The organism is Marinomonas sp. 63XJN7_7_ISO-PGPR-S23-202 (assembly GCF_056173505.1).
Window position 1 is genome coordinate 3,898,950 of record NZ_CM149677.1, and the last position, 18,714, is coordinate 3,917,663.

Below are 18,714 nucleotides of genomic sequence, written 5' to 3' on the forward strand. Positions count from 1 at the left end.
CTAACAAGCATAGCGTTATCGTCGTCGAACCATGCGAGCGCTGATCAATACACTGAAAAAAATAAAGACAATACCCAGGACCGCAAGTGCATTAGGCACATGCCCCCAAATTGCCCATCCCCAAAGACCACTAAAAATCACCCCGACATAACTAACAGGAGAAACAATACTGGCTGGGGCAAAGGAATAAGCTTTTGTATATAAATACATGCCCAAATACAAAGTCACACAGACCGTCAACACCCAAGGCCAAGTCGACATTGGCAAAACAAGGGAATCACCACGTACCAGTACCAGCAAAAGCGATAATAACGCCGAGATGATAAAGTAAACGATCATGGTTTCTTGACCACTCACCTGATGGGACAGCATTCGTGTCGTTACCATAGAAAACGCCAATCCTACCGCCGATAACAACCCAACAATTTGCCAAGGATCAATATGGTCAATACTAGGTTGAATGACCAAAGACACCCCAATAAAACCAATGATTAACGGCAACCAACGCGCTTTAGGTATGGTAATTTTATGCATCACCAGCACCACAAAAGGCACGCAAAGTGGCGCGCAATAGCGTAGTAAGGTGGCTTCAACAAGAGGAATATGGTTCAGCGCCAAATAGTAAAATAGAAAACCAGAAAAGCCCCCGACACTGCGCAGAAAATGAATTTTCCAAACCTCTTTTGAACGACGTTGCCAATGTCCATAAAGCTGGGGATACAGCACAATAATACAAAACACACTCTGCCAAAATACCAAAACAGGTACTTGGATCGTCTGCTGAACCTGTTTTGCAGCCACCCCCATAATAGACATGATGAAGGCATACACAACGGTGGCAATAATCCCTTTTTTGAGTAAATCCGCCTCATTCGCTAAGCCAGCCACTATTGCACTCTCCATCTATTAAATCGCCCTAACTCTCTCAAATATACTGAGACTGCAGCAACATGTCACGAGACAAGTGAAGGCAAAAGCATTTTTAATCAAAACAAGCAAATAGCATTATATTTCCACAACCCATCTCGACTTTATCCAGTAGGATAAAACGCTTTAGGAGGCCGTTGTCATCCTTAGGTAATGCGAAAACGCCTCGGGAATCTGACCACCGGACAAGACTGACGCCTCTTCATTTGCCATAATTTTGCCCTTTTCAATCAACATCACCTTTCCACCAACAAAAACCGCCTCGCTTGGCATATGAGAGACAAGCAACGTCGTCATGTCAAAACGCTCAGTCACATCGTTCACCAAGGCTAACATTTCCTCTCGCAATGCTGGGTCGAGAGCACTAAACGGCTCATCCAATAATAAAATAGGTTTTTCTCTCACCAGTACTCGGGCAATGGCAACACGCTGCGCCTGTCCACCAGACAAAGCTTGTGGATATTGATCCGCCTTATCCGATAATTGTGTTTGCTTGAGTGCCCAACTGACCTTAGCCTTTTGTTCAGCCTGCAATGACAACGAAGGAGCGATCCCCACGGCCACATTCTGCCAAACAGTCAATTGAGGAAACAAATTATCACTTTGAAACAAGGTCGAAATAGGACGTTCATAAGGCAATAAATGCTCTAAAGCCTGCCCCTGAAAAGACACACGGCCACGGCCTTGCAGAAAACCGCCAAGCAAATGCAACAAGGTACTTTTCCCTTCCCCACTGGCACCTAATAACGTCGTCATACCCGGCGCTAAAGACGTTTGGTAATGAGCATGGAACGTGTCCCAGTCATAATATAAATCAATACTTAACATGTGTTTTTCCGCCAATAAAACGTACCGATAGATAAAAAAGCAGCAAACACAGACAAATCAAAATAACCGCGATGCAAGAGCCCTCTTGTAGTCGATAAGAGCCAATCAATTGAAAGAGATACAAAGGCAAAGACACCAAGCCTTGGCTACCAAATAACGCAATCACCCCCATATCCCCGAGGGAAAGCAATACGGCATAACCAAATGCCTGAGAAACACTTTTCCGAATCAGCGGCCACTCAATCACTAGCCGGTTCGCCCCATGAATGCCCAAACTTGTATACAGGTTACGAAAGCGTTTTTCTTGCTGATATAACACTGGCATCAAGGCTCGCAATACAAAGGGCAAAGCCATCACAGCATTAACCCAGACCACCACCCAATATCCAGATTGGGGGCTTAAACCAATGCTTCGCAACCATAAAAACAGTCCCGTTGCCAACACTAGCCCTGGCACCATAAGAATCATACTGCCCAACTGTTCGATTTTACTGGATAAAAAAGCCAGCCGCCCTCGATCCATAGCCGTGCGAGCCAGCACGCCAAAACTGCCCCCCAAAAACAAACTTAACAAGCCCGCGGGAATGGCAATTTTCAGCGATACCCATACGGCCTGCCACGTCGCATCCGCCATAAGAGTCTGATAAAACGTTATCGAGAAAATGGGATCAAAAATCGCCAAAAAAGGAGGAATCACTAAAAAGACCGCTAACGCCATGGCCAGACTATCCCCGGACCGAGCCACAATACTGTCTTTTAAAGGGTATAGACGAGCGTCTAGTAAGCTGACATCTTGCTGGTTCGCTGGGGCAAACCGATACACCATTAAAGCAACGAGACTACAAATACTCACCTGCAACAAAGACAGAAAACTCGCCTTATTAAGATCAAAGTCGAACCTTAATGCCTGATAAATAGCCACTTCTAACGTACTTGATTTCGGACCGCCCCCTAGACTTAATACCACCGAAAAACTCGAAAAGCACAACATAAAAATCAAGACAAATGCACCCGGCAAGGCTTTTTTAATATAACTCCACTCGATTAAGCGAAACGCCGTCCAGCGAGAAAACCCAAGCTGAGACGCTAACCGCCATTGACCAGACGGTACCAGCCCATAACTTTGCAATAACAAGCGAACCGCCAATGGCATATTAAAAAACACATGGGCCAATAAAATTCCAAGCAACCCATAAAGCGGTGTCTCAACACCAAACAAGGCATGCAACCAACCTGAGTGGCCATACACCACCACGATTCCCAAGATCGCCACGATGGTCGGAACAACCATAGACACAGCAAACAGCTGCAACAACACCCCGCGCGCCCTAAACCGACGATGGGTTAAACAGGAAGCAACGGGCACTGCTATCAATAAGCTCAGTACACTGCTCAGCAGGGCTTGCCAAAGAGAAAAGCGAACAACACGCCAAAGATAGATATTGTGTAAATAACCAGACCAAGACTCGAACTGACTAAAACGCAAAAGAGCTGCCAGACTGGCAGCTCCCACCAACACAAATACCAATAAGCCAAGCAAAGCAGGCGTTAACCGAAACCAAGTAGCGAGATGATAACCCTTTCCAGGCATTAGCGAGTCGTCGCTTCAAGCCATTCGTTGGTCCACTGGGCACGATGGCTGGCCACCTCGGCCGCTGGCAGTGTCAGCACCTTAGTCGGTCGTTGCCTGCTTGCAAAGGCTTTAGGCAACCCTTTGGGCAACTTAATCACTGGCAACATCCAGTTTCCCGTCGCCACCGTCGACTGAAAGCCAGGGGTCAGTATAAATGCCATAAACTCTTTAGCCAATTTAGGGTGTGGCGCATGTTTCATCATCGCCGCGACCTCCACTTGAGGATAGTAACCTTCGCTTGCTGGAGCCGCTTTATACTTAGTCACTCCTTCTTCCATAATGTGGTAGGCAGGAGAAGTGGTGTAGCTCAACACCACATCCCCTTCTCCCTTTAAAAATAAGCTGTAAGCGTCTGACCAGTTCTTAGTCACCGTAACTGTATGTTTTGCCAAGGTCGCCCACGCTTGAGAGGCTTTATCCCCATAAACAGACTTCATCCACAGCAACAACCCTAAACCTGGGGTGCTGGTTCTAGGGTCTTCATAAATCACCCGTAAATGCTGATTATCGACGATGTCTTTTAAACTGGTCGGCGGCGTCTTAAGCTTGTCTGAATTATAAACAAACGCAAAATAGCCATGGTCAAACGGCACAAAAATAGGATTATGCCAACCGCCTGGTAAGGTCACTTTACTGGTATCCACCCCCGACTTGGCTAACAACCCCGTTTTTTCCGCTTTATGCATCAGGTTTAAATCCAGTCCTAACACCACATCAGCATTGGAACTTGATCCTTCCAACTGCACACGCGATAGAATTCCAACGGAGGAATCAACGGAAACAAAATTCAAGGTACAACCGCACTCTTTTTCAAAATTGGCCTTAACTGCTGGACCCGGCCCCCACTTTGAAGCAAAAGAATCATAAGTGTACACATTTAAGGTTTTCGCCGTCGCACTGGCAGATAAAGACGATAGCGCCCCTGCCACCAAAGAGGCTAAAACAAAAGATTTATTCATAATTGTCGCTCCTAAAAAATTGAGCGGCGTACGGGAGGGAAAAGGCAAGCATAACTTGCTATCTCGATTCCTACGCCAGCATGATCTGGATCAGGTTCAATGGGTTAGCGTGAGCCTCTCAGCGTTCATAACAAGATAATGAACACACCCCATGAGATAATGTGTGAGTATTGTAAAGAGTCGTTCAGCGGAAGTCTATTTCTGATAGCACTCGAGTTACCGCGCCTTGATTTTGTTGAGCGAATCGCATCGCGGCTTGGCCAAGACGATGACGCTGGCTCGCTTTTCCAGACAACGATAGCACCACCTCTGCTAACTGGGCTTCATCCTGACAACGAATCGCCCCATTGGCTCGCAACAGCTGTTCGGTAATCTCTGCGAAATTAAACGTATGTGGGCCTACTAAGGTCGCTTTACCCAAAAGCGCAGGCTCTATAGGGTTATGACCACCACGACGAATCAGGCTACCGCCGACAAAAGCCAAATCCGCCGCCTGATAATAGTGCATTAACTCTCCCATGGTATCGCCAATGATCACATTAAAATCGGCCCACTGAGATAACTCAACGCCACTGCGTAACGCCACTTTATCAAACATGCCTTTTGCTAACTCGAAAGTCGCGGCAAAGCGTTCTGGGTGGCGAGGTACAAGCACCAAAAGTGCGCCGGGTATTTTCTCCACCAGCTGTCGATGGACAGTTAATAGGATCTCATCTTCCCCTTGATGGGTACTGCCCGCCACCCAAACAAACGGACTGGTTATCTGAGTTTGCCAATTATCTGCAACAACTGCTTCTGGCACCGTCAAATCAAATTTAATACTGCCAGTAACAATGACCTGTTTTGCTCCTAAGGCCGCAAAGCGATCCGCATCGGCTTGAGCGTGAGCAAGAAACGTATCCGGTAATTGCATCAGGGGACGTGACACCATGGAAAACTTTTCATAACGACGAAACGAGCGCTCACTCATGCGAGCATTCACAATATCAACCTTTATGCCCTTGCGCTTAGCCTGACGTAAGAGATTCGGCCAAAGCTCCGTTTCGACAATCAGCAAATGATGACACTCAAGACGCTTAAGCGCTCGCCTAACACTGCAACGCCAATCCATGGGTAAATATCGATGTTCAGCAAATGGAAAGGTCTTTGCCACTTGTTCCGCCCCGGTTGGCGTCATGGTTGTAATCAGCAAAGGGCGATTGGGATATTTAGCTCGCCATTGCTCCACTAATGGACGAACCGCTAACACCTCGCCAACAGAAGCACAATGAATCCAAAGGTCTGCCTTCACTGAAGGCCAAACACCTAACGCCTCTTTCGCTCGATAGTGGTCATAGCCTTTTTTAAAACGCCGCACTTTAACGAGAATAAGCGGCGTAGCAACCCATAACAATAAGCGATATAGCCACATAATCAGCTCTTATCGTCAGCAGCTTCAACCGCTGGTGAATCATTAAACTGCTGGTTGTGCAACTGTGCATACGCCCCATTCTTCGCTAACAATTCTGCATGGGAGCCTTTTTCGATGACCACCCCCTGATCGATCACGGCGATGATATCGGCATTTTCGATAGTAGAAAGACGATGGGCGATGGCAATGGTGGTTCGATTTTCCATCAATTTATCCAACGCTTGCTGAATCGCGCGTTCTGATTCCGTATCCAATGCCGAGGTAGCTTCATCTAAAATCAGAATAGGCGCATTTTTCAAAATGGCACGGGCAATGGCAATACGCTGACGCTGACCGCCAGACAGTAATACACCATTTTCCCCAATCCTAGTCTTTAAGCCAAACTCCAATTCTTGGATAAAATCCCATGCGTTAGCCGCTTTAGTCGCCTCAATTACTTCTTCTTCTGAAACGCCTTTTAAGCCACCATAAGCAATATTTTCTTGAATCGTGCCGTTAAATAACACCACTTGTTGGTTAACGAGCGCAATGTTTTGACGCAGACTGCTCAAGTCATAATCATTGATATTGACCCCATCAATCAACAACGACTCCCCTTCTACATCATAAAAACGCGGAATCAGGTTTGCCAAGGTGGACTTACCACTGCCTGAGCGTCCGACCAAGGCCAATTTCTTGCCCGCTGGCAAAGATAAGCTCACATCCGTCAACGCATTTTTATCAACACTTGGGTAACGGAATGTCAAACCTCGCCATTCAATGTTCCCCTGCATATGCTCAACCGCTTTTGTTCCTGTGTTCTTCTCACTTTCAATATCTAAGAAAGAGAAGATACTCTGGGCAGCCGCAATACCTTTTTGTAGAATACTGTTCACTGAGGTAAGTTGACGCATCGGACGGCTCAACATACCCGCCGCCCCAATAAAGGCCACAAAATCCCCAGCCGACATACTTGCCGAGATACTGGGATCAAGCGCTAACCAAATCAGCAAAGACAAAGAAACCGCCACAATAAACTGAATAATGGGCACATTAAGCGCTTTGGTCATTTCCATTTTTAACTGTGAGCGACGGTTTTCTTGAGCCGCTTTATAAAAGCGCTCTATTTCATATTCTTTGCCACCAAACACTTTTATGACTTCATGGCCTTTGATCGCCTCTGAAGCCACATCAGTCACCCCACCCATGGCATTTTGTATTTTTAAACTAAGCTTGCGGAAGCGCTTTGACGCATAACGCACCACGGCGCCAATCAATGGAAGCACAAATAAGAACAACAAAGACAGACGCCAGTTAATGAACACCATATAACCCAGCAAGCCAACAACGGTTAAACCTTCACGCAAAATAACCTGAATGGCCTGAGTAACGGAGTCGATTACTTGCTCCGTATCATAAGTCAATTTGGCCAATAATCGCCCGCTGGGCATATTATTGAAATAGCCAGATGGCAAGGTCACCATTTTATTGAACATACTGGTACGCAGATCAAACACAACATTATTGGCCACCTTAGCCATGCCATAAGAGCCTAAAAAGGTCCCCAAACCACGCACTAAAAACACCCCAAGAATGGCCAACGGAATCAAAGCACGACTTTCCGTTACCTTGCCATGGGATACCACATCCACAATATGTTTGAGCAATGCCGCCAAAGCAGGCTGCATAGAAGAATACAAAATGTAGCCAAGGACACTGATCAGAAAATAGGCCATGGATGGCTTAACGTACCCTAATAATCTGAAATAGAGCGTCATGCCTGACATATCTTTGGCGGTCTTGTCTGACTTCGTTTTTTCTTTGTCTTGCATTTAGAAATTTGCCTTTTCAATAATCGACGTTGTCGAGTAACCATCCACAAAGGTAAGTACTTTTACTTCGCCACCATGGTCAAGAACATGCTGCGCACCAACAATCGTGTCAATGGTGTAGTCGCCACCCTTAACCAGCACGTCGGGCGTCAATTGCTCAATAATACGTTGTGGCGTATCTTCATCGAACCAAGTCACCCAATCGATTGCTCCCACCCCTTCTAACACCGCCATACGGTGTTCCAAGTTATTAATTGGGCGCTTCTCGCCTTTTAGTCGTTTGACTGAGGCATCCGTATTGACCGCAACAATAAGACGATCCCCTAGGGCTTTTGCTTGCTTTATATAAGCCACATGCCCTGGGTGCAAAATATCAAAACAGCCATTGGTGAACACCACTTTCTCGCCACTCAGCTGTGCCAGTTTAATTTGCTTCAATAGCTCTTCTGGCGCTAATACGCCAAAATTCGTCGTATGGGAACGCTGAAACATAATGGCGCCTAAATGCTCAGCATCAATGGAAGCGGTGCCCAATTTACCAACAACATAGCCAGCGGCCTGATTCGCGTATTCCACTGCGTCGATAAAACGCTTACTCGTGACGTAAACCGCCGTTAATACCGCGATCACAGTGTCTCCCGCCCCCGTCACATCAAACACTTCTTTGGCGGCTGTCGCCAATGAAAAAGGCGGCTTACCTTCACTTAGTAACATTAACCCATCTTCACCACGGGTGACCAACAGCGCTTTCCAACCAAACTGTTCGCGTAATGCTTTGCCTTTTTCCTCTAATTCTTTCAGCGAACGACACTTGCCAACGATGTTTTCAAACTCAAGCAAATTTGGCTTCACCAAGGTCGCCCCTTGGTAAATAGAAAAATCATTGCCTTTAGGGTCAACAAAACTCGGCACATCTTCCGCATTAGCCAGGCTAATCAGTGACCGTACATCAGCCAAACACCCCTTTGCATAATCGGAAAAAATCACCGCATCGGATTCCGGTAAACAGGCAGCCACTTCTTTTGCCAGTGCTTCATTTTGCGACAGGCTGTCTTCTCGCTCTTCAAAATCTAAACGAATCAATTGTTGATGGCGACTCATCACTCTTAGTTTCGTGATTGTTGGCAAGGTATCAGAATAAACAAAACGACAGTTCACCCCTGCTGCTTCTAAACAACGGGAAAGGACAGCCGCATTATCGTCTCTGCCTACCACACCGATCAGCGTCACAGACACGCCAAGTTTAGATAAGCCAAGCGCAACGTTCGCGGCACCGCCTGGGCGATCTTCAATGTTTGAAACTTTCACCACTTGGACTGGTGCTTCTGGAGAAATACGTGACGTGCCGCCATACCAGTAGCGGTCTAACATAACATCCCCAACAACGAGAATGTGTTTATCCTTAAAATTTAGATACGAAGAGTTCATAAGCACATAATAATCGATTTTTGAGAGCGCCCATCTTATCATACTCCCTATATAAGTTGGACATACCTAAAACACACGAAATAAGGCTGTTTACCCCATGCTGAATTCCGCACTATCTTCTTGTCAGGCTTTTGTTTTTGACAAGCTACTTCCCCATTGGGCCAATTATGGTTTAGATGCCACCCAAGGGTACAGCTACGAAAGCATGCATCACGACTGGACAAGAAATCAGACAGGGCGTCTTCGCCTTTTAACCCAATGCCGCCAACTCTACACTTATAGTCATGCGTGCCTTTTAACAAACAATGACGAGTGGCAGGCAAAACTCACCCCTTTGTTCGACTTTATTACCCACCATTACTTTGTCGACAACCGCTGGATTTTCTCTCTAGATGACAACTTAAGCATTCAAGATACTCAATCGGATGCTTACGCCCTCGCGTTTATCCTACTATCTTTTAGTTATTACTATCAGCTTAGCCAAGATAAGCGTGCTTTGCCCTATATGGAGAAAACCCATCATTTTCTGCTGGCTAATATGACAGCCCAGACTGGTGGTTTTTACGAATCCTTTCCTGTGGATGAAAAACAAACGCGCCGTCAAAATCCTCATATGCACCTATTGGAGGGTTATATCGCGGCTTTCAACGCCACAGGAACGAACGCCTATAAAGACACCATCCGCTCACTACTCGATTTAGCCCTCGAACATTTTTATCATAAAAAGAGTCAAACCTTACGCGAGTTCTTCACCACGGATTGGCAACCGGATCCAGATACAGGTCATCAGGTCGAGCCTGGGCATCATTTTGAATGGGTTTGGTTGCTCTATCAGGCCAACGCCATCTTTCCTAACAGTGACTATACCGATCTGGCACAGCAACTCTGGCTAACCGCCACCCGATACGGCATGGCCAGCAATGGTGGCATCTACAATCAAATTGATGGTAATCACTATCAGGCCATCGATAAAGAAAAGCGTATCTGGCCGATAACAGAGTATTTAAAAGCCATTACCGTGATGCCCATTGGTAAGGAAGAAAAAACACACCGTTTAGCAAAAGCATTAGACTTTATGCAATGTCACTATTTTTTAGAGAATGGACGCTGGAATGAATACCTAGATGAGCATAACCAAGCAAAAGATTACCCCTTACCCGGCACAAGCAGCTATCATATTTTTCTAGGTCTAACGGAAGTGATAACATGGGCTCAACTGAATACAGGCTTTAACGGATTGCGTTAACAACAGCCATTTAAGTCGATGAGACTTCCACGAGACCTCTTTATTAGCAGGACAAACTATTATGTATATTGTAACAGGCGGCGCTGGCTTTATTGGCAGTAATATTATTCAAGCCTTAAACCAAAAAGGCATCAAGAACATTCTTCTTGTCGACGATCTAACCGATGGCAAAAAATGCCTTAATCTATCGGATCTTGATATTGCCGATTATATGGACATGTACGATTTCCTTGATGCCATTAAAAACGATACGCTCGGCATCATTCCTACTGCCGTTTTCCACGAAGGCGCTTGTTCGGCCACAACCGAATGGAATGGTAAGTTTGTGATGGATGTGAACTACCAATACTCTAAAGCCGTATTGGACTTCTGTTTACGCCATAAAGTCCCTTTTTCCTACGCGTCTTCAGCCTCTGTGTATGGCTCTGGTCCTGTATTCAAAGAGGCGCGAGAAAATGAAAAACCTCTGAATATGTACGCTTACTCAAAATTCCAATTTGACCAATATATTCGCGCGGTTCTTCCCGCAGCTAGTAGCCAGATTGTCGGCTTTCGTTACTTTAACGTATATGGCCCCCGTGAACAGCACAAAGGCAGTATGGCCAGTGTCGCTTTCCACCTTCGTAATCAGGTCTTAGAAGGTGAAAACCCAAAATTATTTGGTGCTTACGATGGTTACGAAGCGGGTGGTCAAAGCCGAGACTTCATCTATGTTGAAGACTTAGTCAAAACCAAACTGTGGTTTTTAGACAATACCGATAAATCCGGTATTTTTAACTTGGGTACAGGTAAAGCAGAACCCTTTAGAACCATCGCTGAAACCGTGATTGACCATTACCAGCGTGGCGAGATTGAATACATTCCTTTTCCTGAGCATTTAAAAGGAGCCTACCAGAGCTTCACACAAGCGGACATCGGCAAGCTTCGTGAAGCGGGCTATCAAGGTTGTTTCCGTGGCTTAGCACAAGGTGTTCAAGACTATCTGAACTGGTTGGATACGAATGGCTAAATACCTAATCGTCGGCCCTTCATGGGTAGGTGACATGGTCATGGCTCAAAGTCTCTTTATTACGTTAAAACAACGTGATAAAGAGGCAATTATTGATGTTATTGGCCCTAACTGGTCCTCACCGATACTGGCTAGAATGCCGGAAGTTCGCCGCGCTATTACACTACCGACAGGGCATGGGGAATGGGGCATTAGTACGCGCCGCAAGCTCGGTCATTCCCTTCGCGATGAACAGTATGACCACGCCATTGTCATGCCACGCTCATGGAAATCGGCTTTAGTCCCCTTCTTTGCTAAAGCAAAACATCGCGTAGGCTTTTTAGGCGAGCAGCGCTACCTATTGCTCAATGAACGCCGTAAGCTCGATAAAAAGCTTCTTGATCAGACAGTTAAGCATTTTGTCTCCCTTGGACTGCCAGAAAACTTGAATAGTGCGCCAAGCACTATCCCTCACCCGTCACTGCAAGTCGACTTGGACAATCAACAAGCACTTTACCACACTTACCAATTATCAGATCGTCCTGCCATTGCCCTTATGGCTGGCGCAGAATATGGCCCATCGAAACAATGGCCTCTTGCCTATTTTCACGATTTAGCAAAAAGTGTCATTGAAGCAGGCTATCAGGTCTGGGTATTAGGGGGACCAAAAGATGTGGAAGGGGGAGAACAAATCATTCAAGGACTGGGACAATACGCGATTAATTTATGTGGAAAAACCAAACTGGTCGATGCAATCGACTTGCTTGCCGCCGCCAATAAAGCGGTCAGCAATGATTCTGGTTTAATGCATGTTGCCGCCGCCGTGGGGACCGAAGTCCATGGTATTTATGGTTCGACCAGCGAGAAGTTCACTCCCCCCTTAACACAGAACAAAACCATTCATAGCCTTCATTTGGACTGCTCACCTTGTTTTAAACGAACCTGCCCTCTTGGGCACACAAACTGTCAAAACCAACTCACTCCTGACATCGTCATAAGGACCATTCTCCCACAATGAACGTCGTCTTACTCAGGAACAGGCCACACTTTGGTGCTCAAATCACAACGATTCCAGTACTCCACTTTTTTAGTGAGCACTATTGCCAAAAAAAGCCACTGGTACTCTTATCTAAAAACAACGTGTCTTGGATTTATAGCCAGTTACCCTGGGTACAGGAGTGTATCCATTCAAGACATCGCATGGACGACGTAAAACAACTCAACAAGTGCGACAATCTGTTGAATTTACGCCCCAACAATCGATTCCTTATGATTATGTATAAAGCGCTTAAGGGGGGGCAAGTCTTTGATTTAGTAGCTAATGACTTTTTGATTGAATTAACGGCTACGCAATACAATAAAATGTGTGACGATGAATATCGAGCCCTCAACTACTTAAAGATATTCATAAAAGAAGAATCGGCACTTTTACCAGCACTGGCAGCCCCATTCCAAGTTCTGGCTCAACGCTCTTCTTTAGAAGTGGAGAAAACACAATTCAACCTGCTGTTAATGCCTGGAGGGGGAGCAGGCGAAATTAAAAAATGGGGTATTGATAACTTCATCACGGCGGGCAATGAAATCGCGACAAAATTGAATAAAACCTGCCATCTTCATGTTTTATTAGGGCCAGACGAAACAGATGAAATCAATATCATGAAAGCATTAGTGGTCACATCTGATAACTTGTCGTTGCACACCAATATACCGATTAAAGACATTGCCCAATTAGCCAGTCTGTGCGACTTAACCATCGCCAACGATTGTGGTCCATCCCATATTGCTCAGTGCTTACAAAAACCCTATATCGGTATCTACAGAGAACCCAATCCCGAATGGTTTCTTAACCACACCTTGTCTCGTAAAGTGATTCCACAAACAGGCCAAGATATTAAAACCATCGACATCGAAAGCGTGACAGAGCACGCTGTTCATCTATTAGAGAGTCAATACTAAAGAGCCCATCATGAAGATTTCCGGCAACATTATTACCCTAAATGAAGAAAGAAACATCGCCGCCTGCATAGAATCAATGCAAACCGTGTGCGATGACATCGTGGTTGTCGATTCAGGCAGCACAGACAAGACAGTGGAAATCGCCACTAAACTCGGTGCCACCGTAGTACATCAGCCTTATCTCGGTGACGGCATACAAAAAAACGTTGCTCTGGCCCATACCCAACACAGATGGGTACTCAGCTTGGATGCCGATGAGCGCCTCACACCTGAAATGACGCAAGCCATCCAACAACTGGATTTAGCCGTTTCAACGGTGGAAGGCTATTCCTTTCGTCGACAAAACCGCATTGGTAGCCGCTGGATAAAACACTGCGGCTGGTACCCTGACCGCTGTATTCGCCTTTATGATACGGATAAGACACGCTTTTCTGACGTCAAACAACATGCCAGTGTGCAAGCGAAAACGACTCAAGACATTAACGCAGACATTATTCACTTTTCTTTCAATCACATCGGTGAATTATTTGCCAAACCTGGGCGCAATTTCAGCGGTCGTGCGGCAAAAATCATGTATGCCAAGGGCAAAAAAGCCCATGCGTTCTCCCCTTTTCTTCACGGGCTCAATGCGTTTATTCGCAAGTATATTTTTCAACGGGGCTTTTTAGGTGGCGTCGATGGCATGACCATTGCTCTTAGTTCCGCGATTAATAGTTACTTAAAATACGCAAAACTGCTTGAATATCAGCGAGATCCAAGTGTCACCAAGCAAGACGACTTCAATAATATCTGGTAAGTAGGCTTATTTTGACTAAAACACCGACAATCATGCACGTCAACCTAGCTAAGGGTTTTCGTGGTGGAGAAAGACAAACAGAGCTGCTTATCAAGGCGCTTGCCAAACATTTTTCGGTCAAACAAGTGGTTGCCTGCCGCGACGCCTCGCCCCTGAGAGACCGACTAGCAAGCGTGCCAAACGTCTCGTTTTTAACCGCTAACCACCAATTAAACGGGCATTTTGCCGCTCCTCGTGTGGATATCGTTCACGCTCATGAAGCCAAAGCCGTACATTGGGCTTATCTTCACAAGCTTTTGCGACAAGTTCCCTACATATTGACTCGCCGTGTTGATACACCAATCAAAGAAAAATGGTCGAATAAAGCGTCTTATCGCAACGCCAAGATGCGTGTCGGGATTTCCACTTTGATTGCGGAGCATATTCGCGATAAACACTGGGGAGAAGTAGAACAAATTCCCAGCACCTTGGCACACCTAGAAGCGAACCGCCAAGAAGGCGAAGCCTTTAAAGCCAAGTTTCCCAATAAAGTCCTCGTGGGCCACGTGGGAGCCTTGGTGGATCGTCATAAAGGGCAAAAAGTCCTGATAGATGCCGCCGCTCTGCTTGAAAAAAGCCACCCAGCGCTACACTTTGTATTCTTTGGTGATGGTGCTGATAAAGAAGAACTCAAAGCATACGCAAAAGACCTTGGCAATATCACTTGGATGGGCTTTAAGAACAACATTGGAGATTATCTGCCTTTCTTGGATATGTTTGCGTTCCCCTCTAGAAATGAAGGGTTAGGCTCTACTTTATTAGACGTGATGGATGCAGGAGTGCCGATTATTGCCTCCCGTGTAGGTGGCATTCCTGACATCATCTTAGACCAAGAAACCGGCTTACTCGTACCCCCCAATGACAGCAAGGCTCTTAAAGAAGCCATTGTCACCTTATACGAAAGTCCCTCCCTACAAGAACAGTTGAAAGCTGGTGCGACCGCCAGACTCATCAACTACACGCCGCAAAAAATGGCCGAGCGCTATATGGCAATATATACTCGTTAAACTCACTCCCTCGGGTCATCTAAGCACTTCATATCATGCGGCAACGATATCCCCTTAAAAAATAAGCGAAAGATCAATCTTTCGCTTATTTTTGTCACACCCAGCCCTTCTCTCGTGCTAACTTGGTAATACGGGATGAACAAGGCTCCCCCGACGTAAGAAATGACCAACAATAACAATGAGGAGTGGTATATGAAGTTTGAACTAGTTGACCGACAAGGCTATATCCCAGACCTAAATTACGGCAGCGCTGGCAAAGAACTCGCTTGTTTTGTACCTGCAGATTACCCATTTGAGCAATTAAGTTATAGTAATGGCGAAGGCGAAGTTCGCATTGACGGCCACATTTGGCATTTTTTCTTTACACAAGAAGGGGTAGGGGTAAAACTAATAGACGGCGTGGTGTCCTTAAAAGAAGCAGAAAAAATGTTACAGGCGATCAAAACACACATTTGGGGAGAAAACCACCAGCAAGTACAAACCTTCATCGCTGGCATTACCCCCAAATAATCCTTAGAGAACACTCTTCCTAAAAAAACCAAAAAGCTCTGCTACACCAATGTAGAAGAGCTTTTTGAGGTGGGTTATTTACAAGCCAGCGGCTTGCACCATTCTTTTTGACCACTGACTCCATGAGCCAACATACACCTGATTAAAATCCAACCCGGCATGATTCAACGCTAAAATATTATGACAAGCCGTGATTCCTGAACCACAGTAGCTAACCAAGGTTTTATCTTGATCGACAAGATCTTGCCAGACACCACGCAGCGCTTCAGGACTTTTTAGGCAGCCATTTTCATCAAGGTTTTGCGAGTATGGATGGTTCAACGCCCCAGGCACGTGACCTGCCACTGGGTCGATGGCTTCTTCTTCCCCTTGATAACGACTTTCTGCTCTGGCATCCACCAACTGAAATATATCTGTTTCCATGTTTTCAATCACTTGAGTCACATCTACGACCCATGGAAAAGCAACAGACATCACCTTTGACGAAGCAATAGGCACTCCGTTTGTATTCGACAAGGGCAGATCTGCACGAACCCAAGCGGGTAGTCCACCATCCAATACCCGCACATCGATTCCCTGCTGCGCTAGCATCCACCAAGCCCGTGCAGCAATAGCGCCACTCGCATCATCATAAACCACCACATGACTATCGAGATCCACACCCCACTGTTGTAGCTGTTTAGCAAACACCTCTTCACTTGGTAAAGGGTGCCGTCCGCTGGTTGTCGTTTCTGCACTAGCTAGTTCATGATGGACATCAACAAAGATCGCTTTCGGTATGTGTCCCTTATCGTACTCACGCTTTGCTTTCCCGTGATCCGTTAAGTAAAAACGACAATCTAAAATCACCACCTTGCTATCGTCTGCACACGCCTTTAACTCATCAACGGTGATTAATGTTTTTAATGGCATACATTCGCTTCCTTAAAATCTACTGTGGATTGGAACTTTTTGTTAATATGAGGTCTTTTTACCATTAACCACTGAGCTTTACCAATGACTCGAATCGACTTATTACTGACTGAACGTGGCCTCGCAAAATCACGCTCGCAGGCCCAAACCTTTATCAGTGAAGGTCGAGTGACCTATTGTCAGGATGGAAAGTGGTTAGCCGTTACCAAACCCAGCTTAAAATTAGACTCAGACTGTGAGTTACATGTCACCGCAACGGATGCTGACAAATATGTCTCGCGAGGTGCGCTCAAACTGGAAGGCGCCCTTGCCCATACACAATTAAATATTCAAGGCTATCAAGTTTTGGATGTCGGCCAATCGACCGGCGGTTTTACAGACTGCGCCTTACAACATGGGGCAGCTCAAGTCGTTGGCATTGAGGTGGGTCATGACCAACTGGATCAGCGATTAAAAGCGGATCCCAGAGTGATTTGCCTAGAAGGTATCAACGCTCGTCATTTAAGCCAGCAAGATCTTGGTGCGCATTTCCCAACGGGAGGCTTTGATATCGCTGTGATGGACGTATCATTCATTTCTCAAACTAAAATATTACCGCAACTTCCCGCCCTATTAAGCCCTCAAGGACAACTCATTACGTTAGTAAAGCCTCAATTTGAAGTCGGCAAAGCCTTCATTGGCAAAGGTGGCCTAGTCAAAGACAAGCAACGTATCGAGCAGCTGTCTGAAGATATGCAACACTTTGTGCAATCCTTGGGGTTCCAAGTAAAATGCTATATTGAGAGCCCTATTAAAGGTGGCGATGGCAACCAAGAGTTCTTACTTTGGGCAAGCAGATCCATACAAGACTAGCAAAAGTAACATCTAAAGAAGAGGGTCATCATAGGCTAGACTGCCATTAATCCGAAGGTCTCGTGCTTCCTTTTTCTCAAGGGTATGAATATAACGACGACCTAAAAAGAACCCTAAACAACCGAAAATAACCGACCCAACAGCCTGCCCTAACAGCACCCCTTCAGCCCCCATAAACCAACCAAAAACAATGATCAACGGCCAAGTCCCCAAGGTGGCACGGCCAAAATTCAACAAGGTGCTATTAAAGGGTTTACCTAGGTTGTTAAACACCGCAATACCGATAAACAACAAACTCTGAAAGAAAAAACTAAAGGAAACATAGGTCGCAAAAAAATGAATCAAATCCGCCGTCCCTTTCGTAGCATGGAAAATCGCTACCAACCAATCCTGAACCAAATATAAAACCGTGCACAAGACCAAACAATAAGCAAAAGCGTAGAGCACGGCACTGCCTATGGCTCTGTGCATACGGTCAAAATGTCCCGCCCCATAGTTTTGTCCCAGAATGGGTCCCACCGCACCGGATAAAGCAAATAAACCACCAAATACCACAGGAATGATACGACCAATAATGGCTATCGCAGCGACAGCACCGTCACCAAAAGTCGCGGTATGTTCCATGACAATCGCATTGGCCAAGGGTGAAGACATATTGGTTAACATGGCGGGTAAGGCAATGACACAAATCGGCCGTATATCACGACAAAAATGTGAGAGATGGAATTTTCCCAGCATATTATGGATATACACCACACCGTAATACGACACCACAACCATTGAAAGACGAGCAATCAGAGAAGCCAACGCGGCTCCTTCCACTCCTAGCCCAAGGGAAAAAATAAAAATCGGATCCAACACAGCATTAATAATGCCACCAACCAAAGTGACATACATCGCTCGTCTCGCATCGCCTAGCGCACGCATAATGCCAGAGGCAATCATACCAATCATCACAGCAGGCATGCCAAGTATCAAAATATGCAAATACCCAGATGCCAAAGATAAAGAACGACCACTTGCACCAATAAAAGACAAGATCATCGACACATTAGGCCAGAGCAAAGCCACTATCGCGGTGGAAAAAAATACCCCAAACACCAAAACACTAACGGCCCGCTGCCTAGCCTCTTCAATTCGCCCTTCACCAATGGCTCTTGCCACTAATGCGGTGGCCGCAACCGACACCGCAATACTGATGGAAATAGTAAAAAACATCACGGTACTGGCATAGCCAACAGCAGCCAAGGCCTCTTTCTCGTCCAGAAAGGACAGAAACAGCATATCCACCAAATCCACCAAAAACATGCACATCAAGCCAAGCGCATTGGTAAAAGACATCACCACCACATGCTTTAACGTCGAACCTTGTGTGAGTTTTGCCTGATCAGGCATTCATTTCCCCTATACG

At 45.9% G+C, this 18,714-nt stretch carries 17 protein-coding genes and 1 riboswitch; of the genes, 8 read left to right on the forward strand and 9 right to left on the reverse strand.

The annotated features are described in order from the left end of the window. Nucleotides 1-15: 15 nt before the first annotated feature. From AC0VYG_RS18095 to hldE, 7 genes are all read right to left on the reverse strand, one after another. Complete coding sequence (locus tag AC0VYG_RS18095) at nucleotides 16-903, reverse strand: DMT family transporter (protein ID WP_475429308.1); 888 nt, start codon at nucleotides 901-903, stop codon at nucleotides 16-18. A 150-nt stretch (nucleotides 904-1,053) separates the two neighbouring features. Further along, the gene (locus AC0VYG_RS18100) at nucleotides 1,054-1,755 is read right to left on the reverse strand and encodes a thiamine ABC transporter ATP-binding protein (protein ID WP_475429309.1); all 702 of its coding nucleotides are present in this window, start codon (nucleotides 1,753-1,755) and stop codon (nucleotides 1,054-1,056) included. Beyond that, nucleotides 1,742-3,346, reverse strand: coding sequence for a thiamine/thiamine pyrophosphate ABC transporter permease (gene thiP, locus AC0VYG_RS18105; protein ID WP_475429310.1), 1,605 nt, complete (start codon nucleotides 3,344-3,346; stop codon nucleotides 1,742-1,744). Before thiP ends, AC0VYG_RS18100 begins: the two co-directional genes overlap by 14 nt. Next, complete coding sequence (gene thiB, locus AC0VYG_RS18110) at nucleotides 3,346-4,347, reverse strand: thiamine ABC transporter substrate binding subunit (protein ID WP_475429311.1); 1,002 nt, start codon at nucleotides 4,345-4,347, stop codon at nucleotides 3,346-3,348. The genes thiP and thiB overlap by 1 nt, the downstream gene beginning before the upstream one ends. Nucleotides 4,348-4,396: 49 nt before the next feature. Next, a riboswitch (TPP riboswitch) is annotated at nucleotides 4,397-4,509 on the reverse strand. Between the two features lie 22 nt (nucleotides 4,510-4,531). Next, complete coding sequence (locus AC0VYG_RS18115; protein WP_475429312.1) at nucleotides 4,532-5,758, reverse strand: 3-deoxy-D-manno-octulosonic acid transferase; 1,227 nt, start codon at nucleotides 5,756-5,758, stop codon at nucleotides 4,532-4,534. 2 nt (nucleotides 5,759-5,760) lie between these two features. Further along, nucleotides 5,761-7,569: a lipid A export permease/ATP-binding protein MsbA gene (gene msbA / locus AC0VYG_RS18120; RefSeq protein ID WP_475429313.1), complete on the reverse strand. Its 1,809-nt coding sequence runs from the start codon at nucleotides 7,567-7,569 to the stop codon at nucleotides 5,761-5,763. Continuing rightward, a complete protein-coding gene (gene hldE / locus AC0VYG_RS18125) occupies nucleotides 7,570-8,997 on the reverse strand; it encodes a bifunctional D-glycero-beta-D-manno-heptose-7-phosphate kinase/D-glycero-beta-D-manno-heptose 1-phosphate adenylyltransferase HldE (protein ID WP_475429314.1) in 1,428 nt (475 codons plus the stop codon). A 97-nt stretch (nucleotides 8,998-9,094) separates the two neighbouring features. Here hldE and AC0VYG_RS18130 point away from each other — a divergent pair, with 97 nt between their 5' ends. The 7 genes from AC0VYG_RS18130 (at nucleotide 9,095) to AC0VYG_RS18160 (ending at nucleotide 15,539) form a co-directional block, all read left to right on the forward strand. Further along, on the forward strand, nucleotides 9,095-10,243 hold the full coding sequence (locus AC0VYG_RS18130; RefSeq protein ID WP_475429315.1) for an AGE family epimerase/isomerase: 1,149 nt from the start codon (nucleotides 9,095-9,097) through the stop codon (nucleotides 10,241-10,243). Between the two features lie 61 nt (nucleotides 10,244-10,304). After that, the gene (gene rfaD, locus AC0VYG_RS18135; RefSeq protein ID WP_475429316.1) at nucleotides 10,305-11,252 is read left to right on the forward strand and encodes an ADP-glyceromanno-heptose 6-epimerase; all 948 of its coding nucleotides are present in this window, start codon (nucleotides 10,305-10,307) and stop codon (nucleotides 11,250-11,252) included. Next, the gene (gene waaF / locus AC0VYG_RS18140; protein WP_475429317.1) at nucleotides 11,245-12,249 is read left to right on the forward strand and encodes a lipopolysaccharide heptosyltransferase II; all 1,005 of its coding nucleotides are present in this window, start codon (nucleotides 11,245-11,247) and stop codon (nucleotides 12,247-12,249) included. Before rfaD ends, waaF begins: the two co-directional genes overlap by 8 nt. Before the next feature lie 182 nt (nucleotides 12,250-12,431). Then, complete coding sequence (locus AC0VYG_RS18145) at nucleotides 12,432-13,187, forward strand: glycosyltransferase family 9 protein (protein ID WP_475429318.1); 756 nt, start codon at nucleotides 12,432-12,434, stop codon at nucleotides 13,185-13,187. Between the two features lie 10 nt (nucleotides 13,188-13,197). Next, nucleotides 13,198-13,983: a glycosyltransferase family 2 protein gene (locus tag AC0VYG_RS18150; RefSeq protein ID WP_475429319.1), complete on the forward strand. Its 786-nt coding sequence runs from the start codon at nucleotides 13,198-13,200 to the stop codon at nucleotides 13,981-13,983. An 11-nt stretch (nucleotides 13,984-13,994) separates the two neighbouring features. Continuing rightward, complete coding sequence (locus AC0VYG_RS18155) at nucleotides 13,995-15,029, forward strand: glycosyltransferase family 4 protein (RefSeq protein ID WP_475429320.1); 1,035 nt, start codon at nucleotides 13,995-13,997, stop codon at nucleotides 15,027-15,029. Between the two features lie 192 nt (nucleotides 15,030-15,221). Continuing rightward, nucleotides 15,222-15,539, forward strand: a complete 318-nt coding sequence (locus AC0VYG_RS18160) for a hypothetical protein (protein WP_475429321.1) — start codon at nucleotides 15,222-15,224, stop codon at nucleotides 15,537-15,539. Nucleotides 15,540-15,617: 78 nt separating this feature from the next. Here the strand turns inward: AC0VYG_RS18160 and AC0VYG_RS18165 are convergent, their stop codons facing one another. Then, nucleotides 15,618-16,451 carry a sulfurtransferase gene (locus AC0VYG_RS18165; protein ID WP_475429322.1) on the reverse strand — a complete coding sequence of 278 codons (834 nt, stop codon included), beginning with the start codon at nucleotides 16,449-16,451 and terminating at the stop codon, nucleotides 15,618-15,620. An 84-nt stretch (nucleotides 16,452-16,535) separates the two neighbouring features. Between AC0VYG_RS18165 and AC0VYG_RS18170 the strand changes: the two genes are divergently transcribed. Continuing rightward, entirely contained in the window at nucleotides 16,536-17,303 is a 768-nt protein-coding gene (locus tag AC0VYG_RS18170; protein WP_475429323.1) for a TlyA family RNA methyltransferase, read from the forward strand. A 12-nt stretch (nucleotides 17,304-17,315) separates the two neighbouring features. Here the strand turns inward: AC0VYG_RS18170 and AC0VYG_RS18175 are convergent, their stop codons facing one another. Continuing rightward, nucleotides 17,316-18,698, reverse strand: coding sequence for an MATE family efflux transporter (locus tag AC0VYG_RS18175; protein WP_475429324.1), 1,383 nt, complete (start codon nucleotides 18,696-18,698; stop codon nucleotides 17,316-17,318). Between the last annotated feature and the right edge of the window lie 16 nt (nucleotides 18,699-18,714).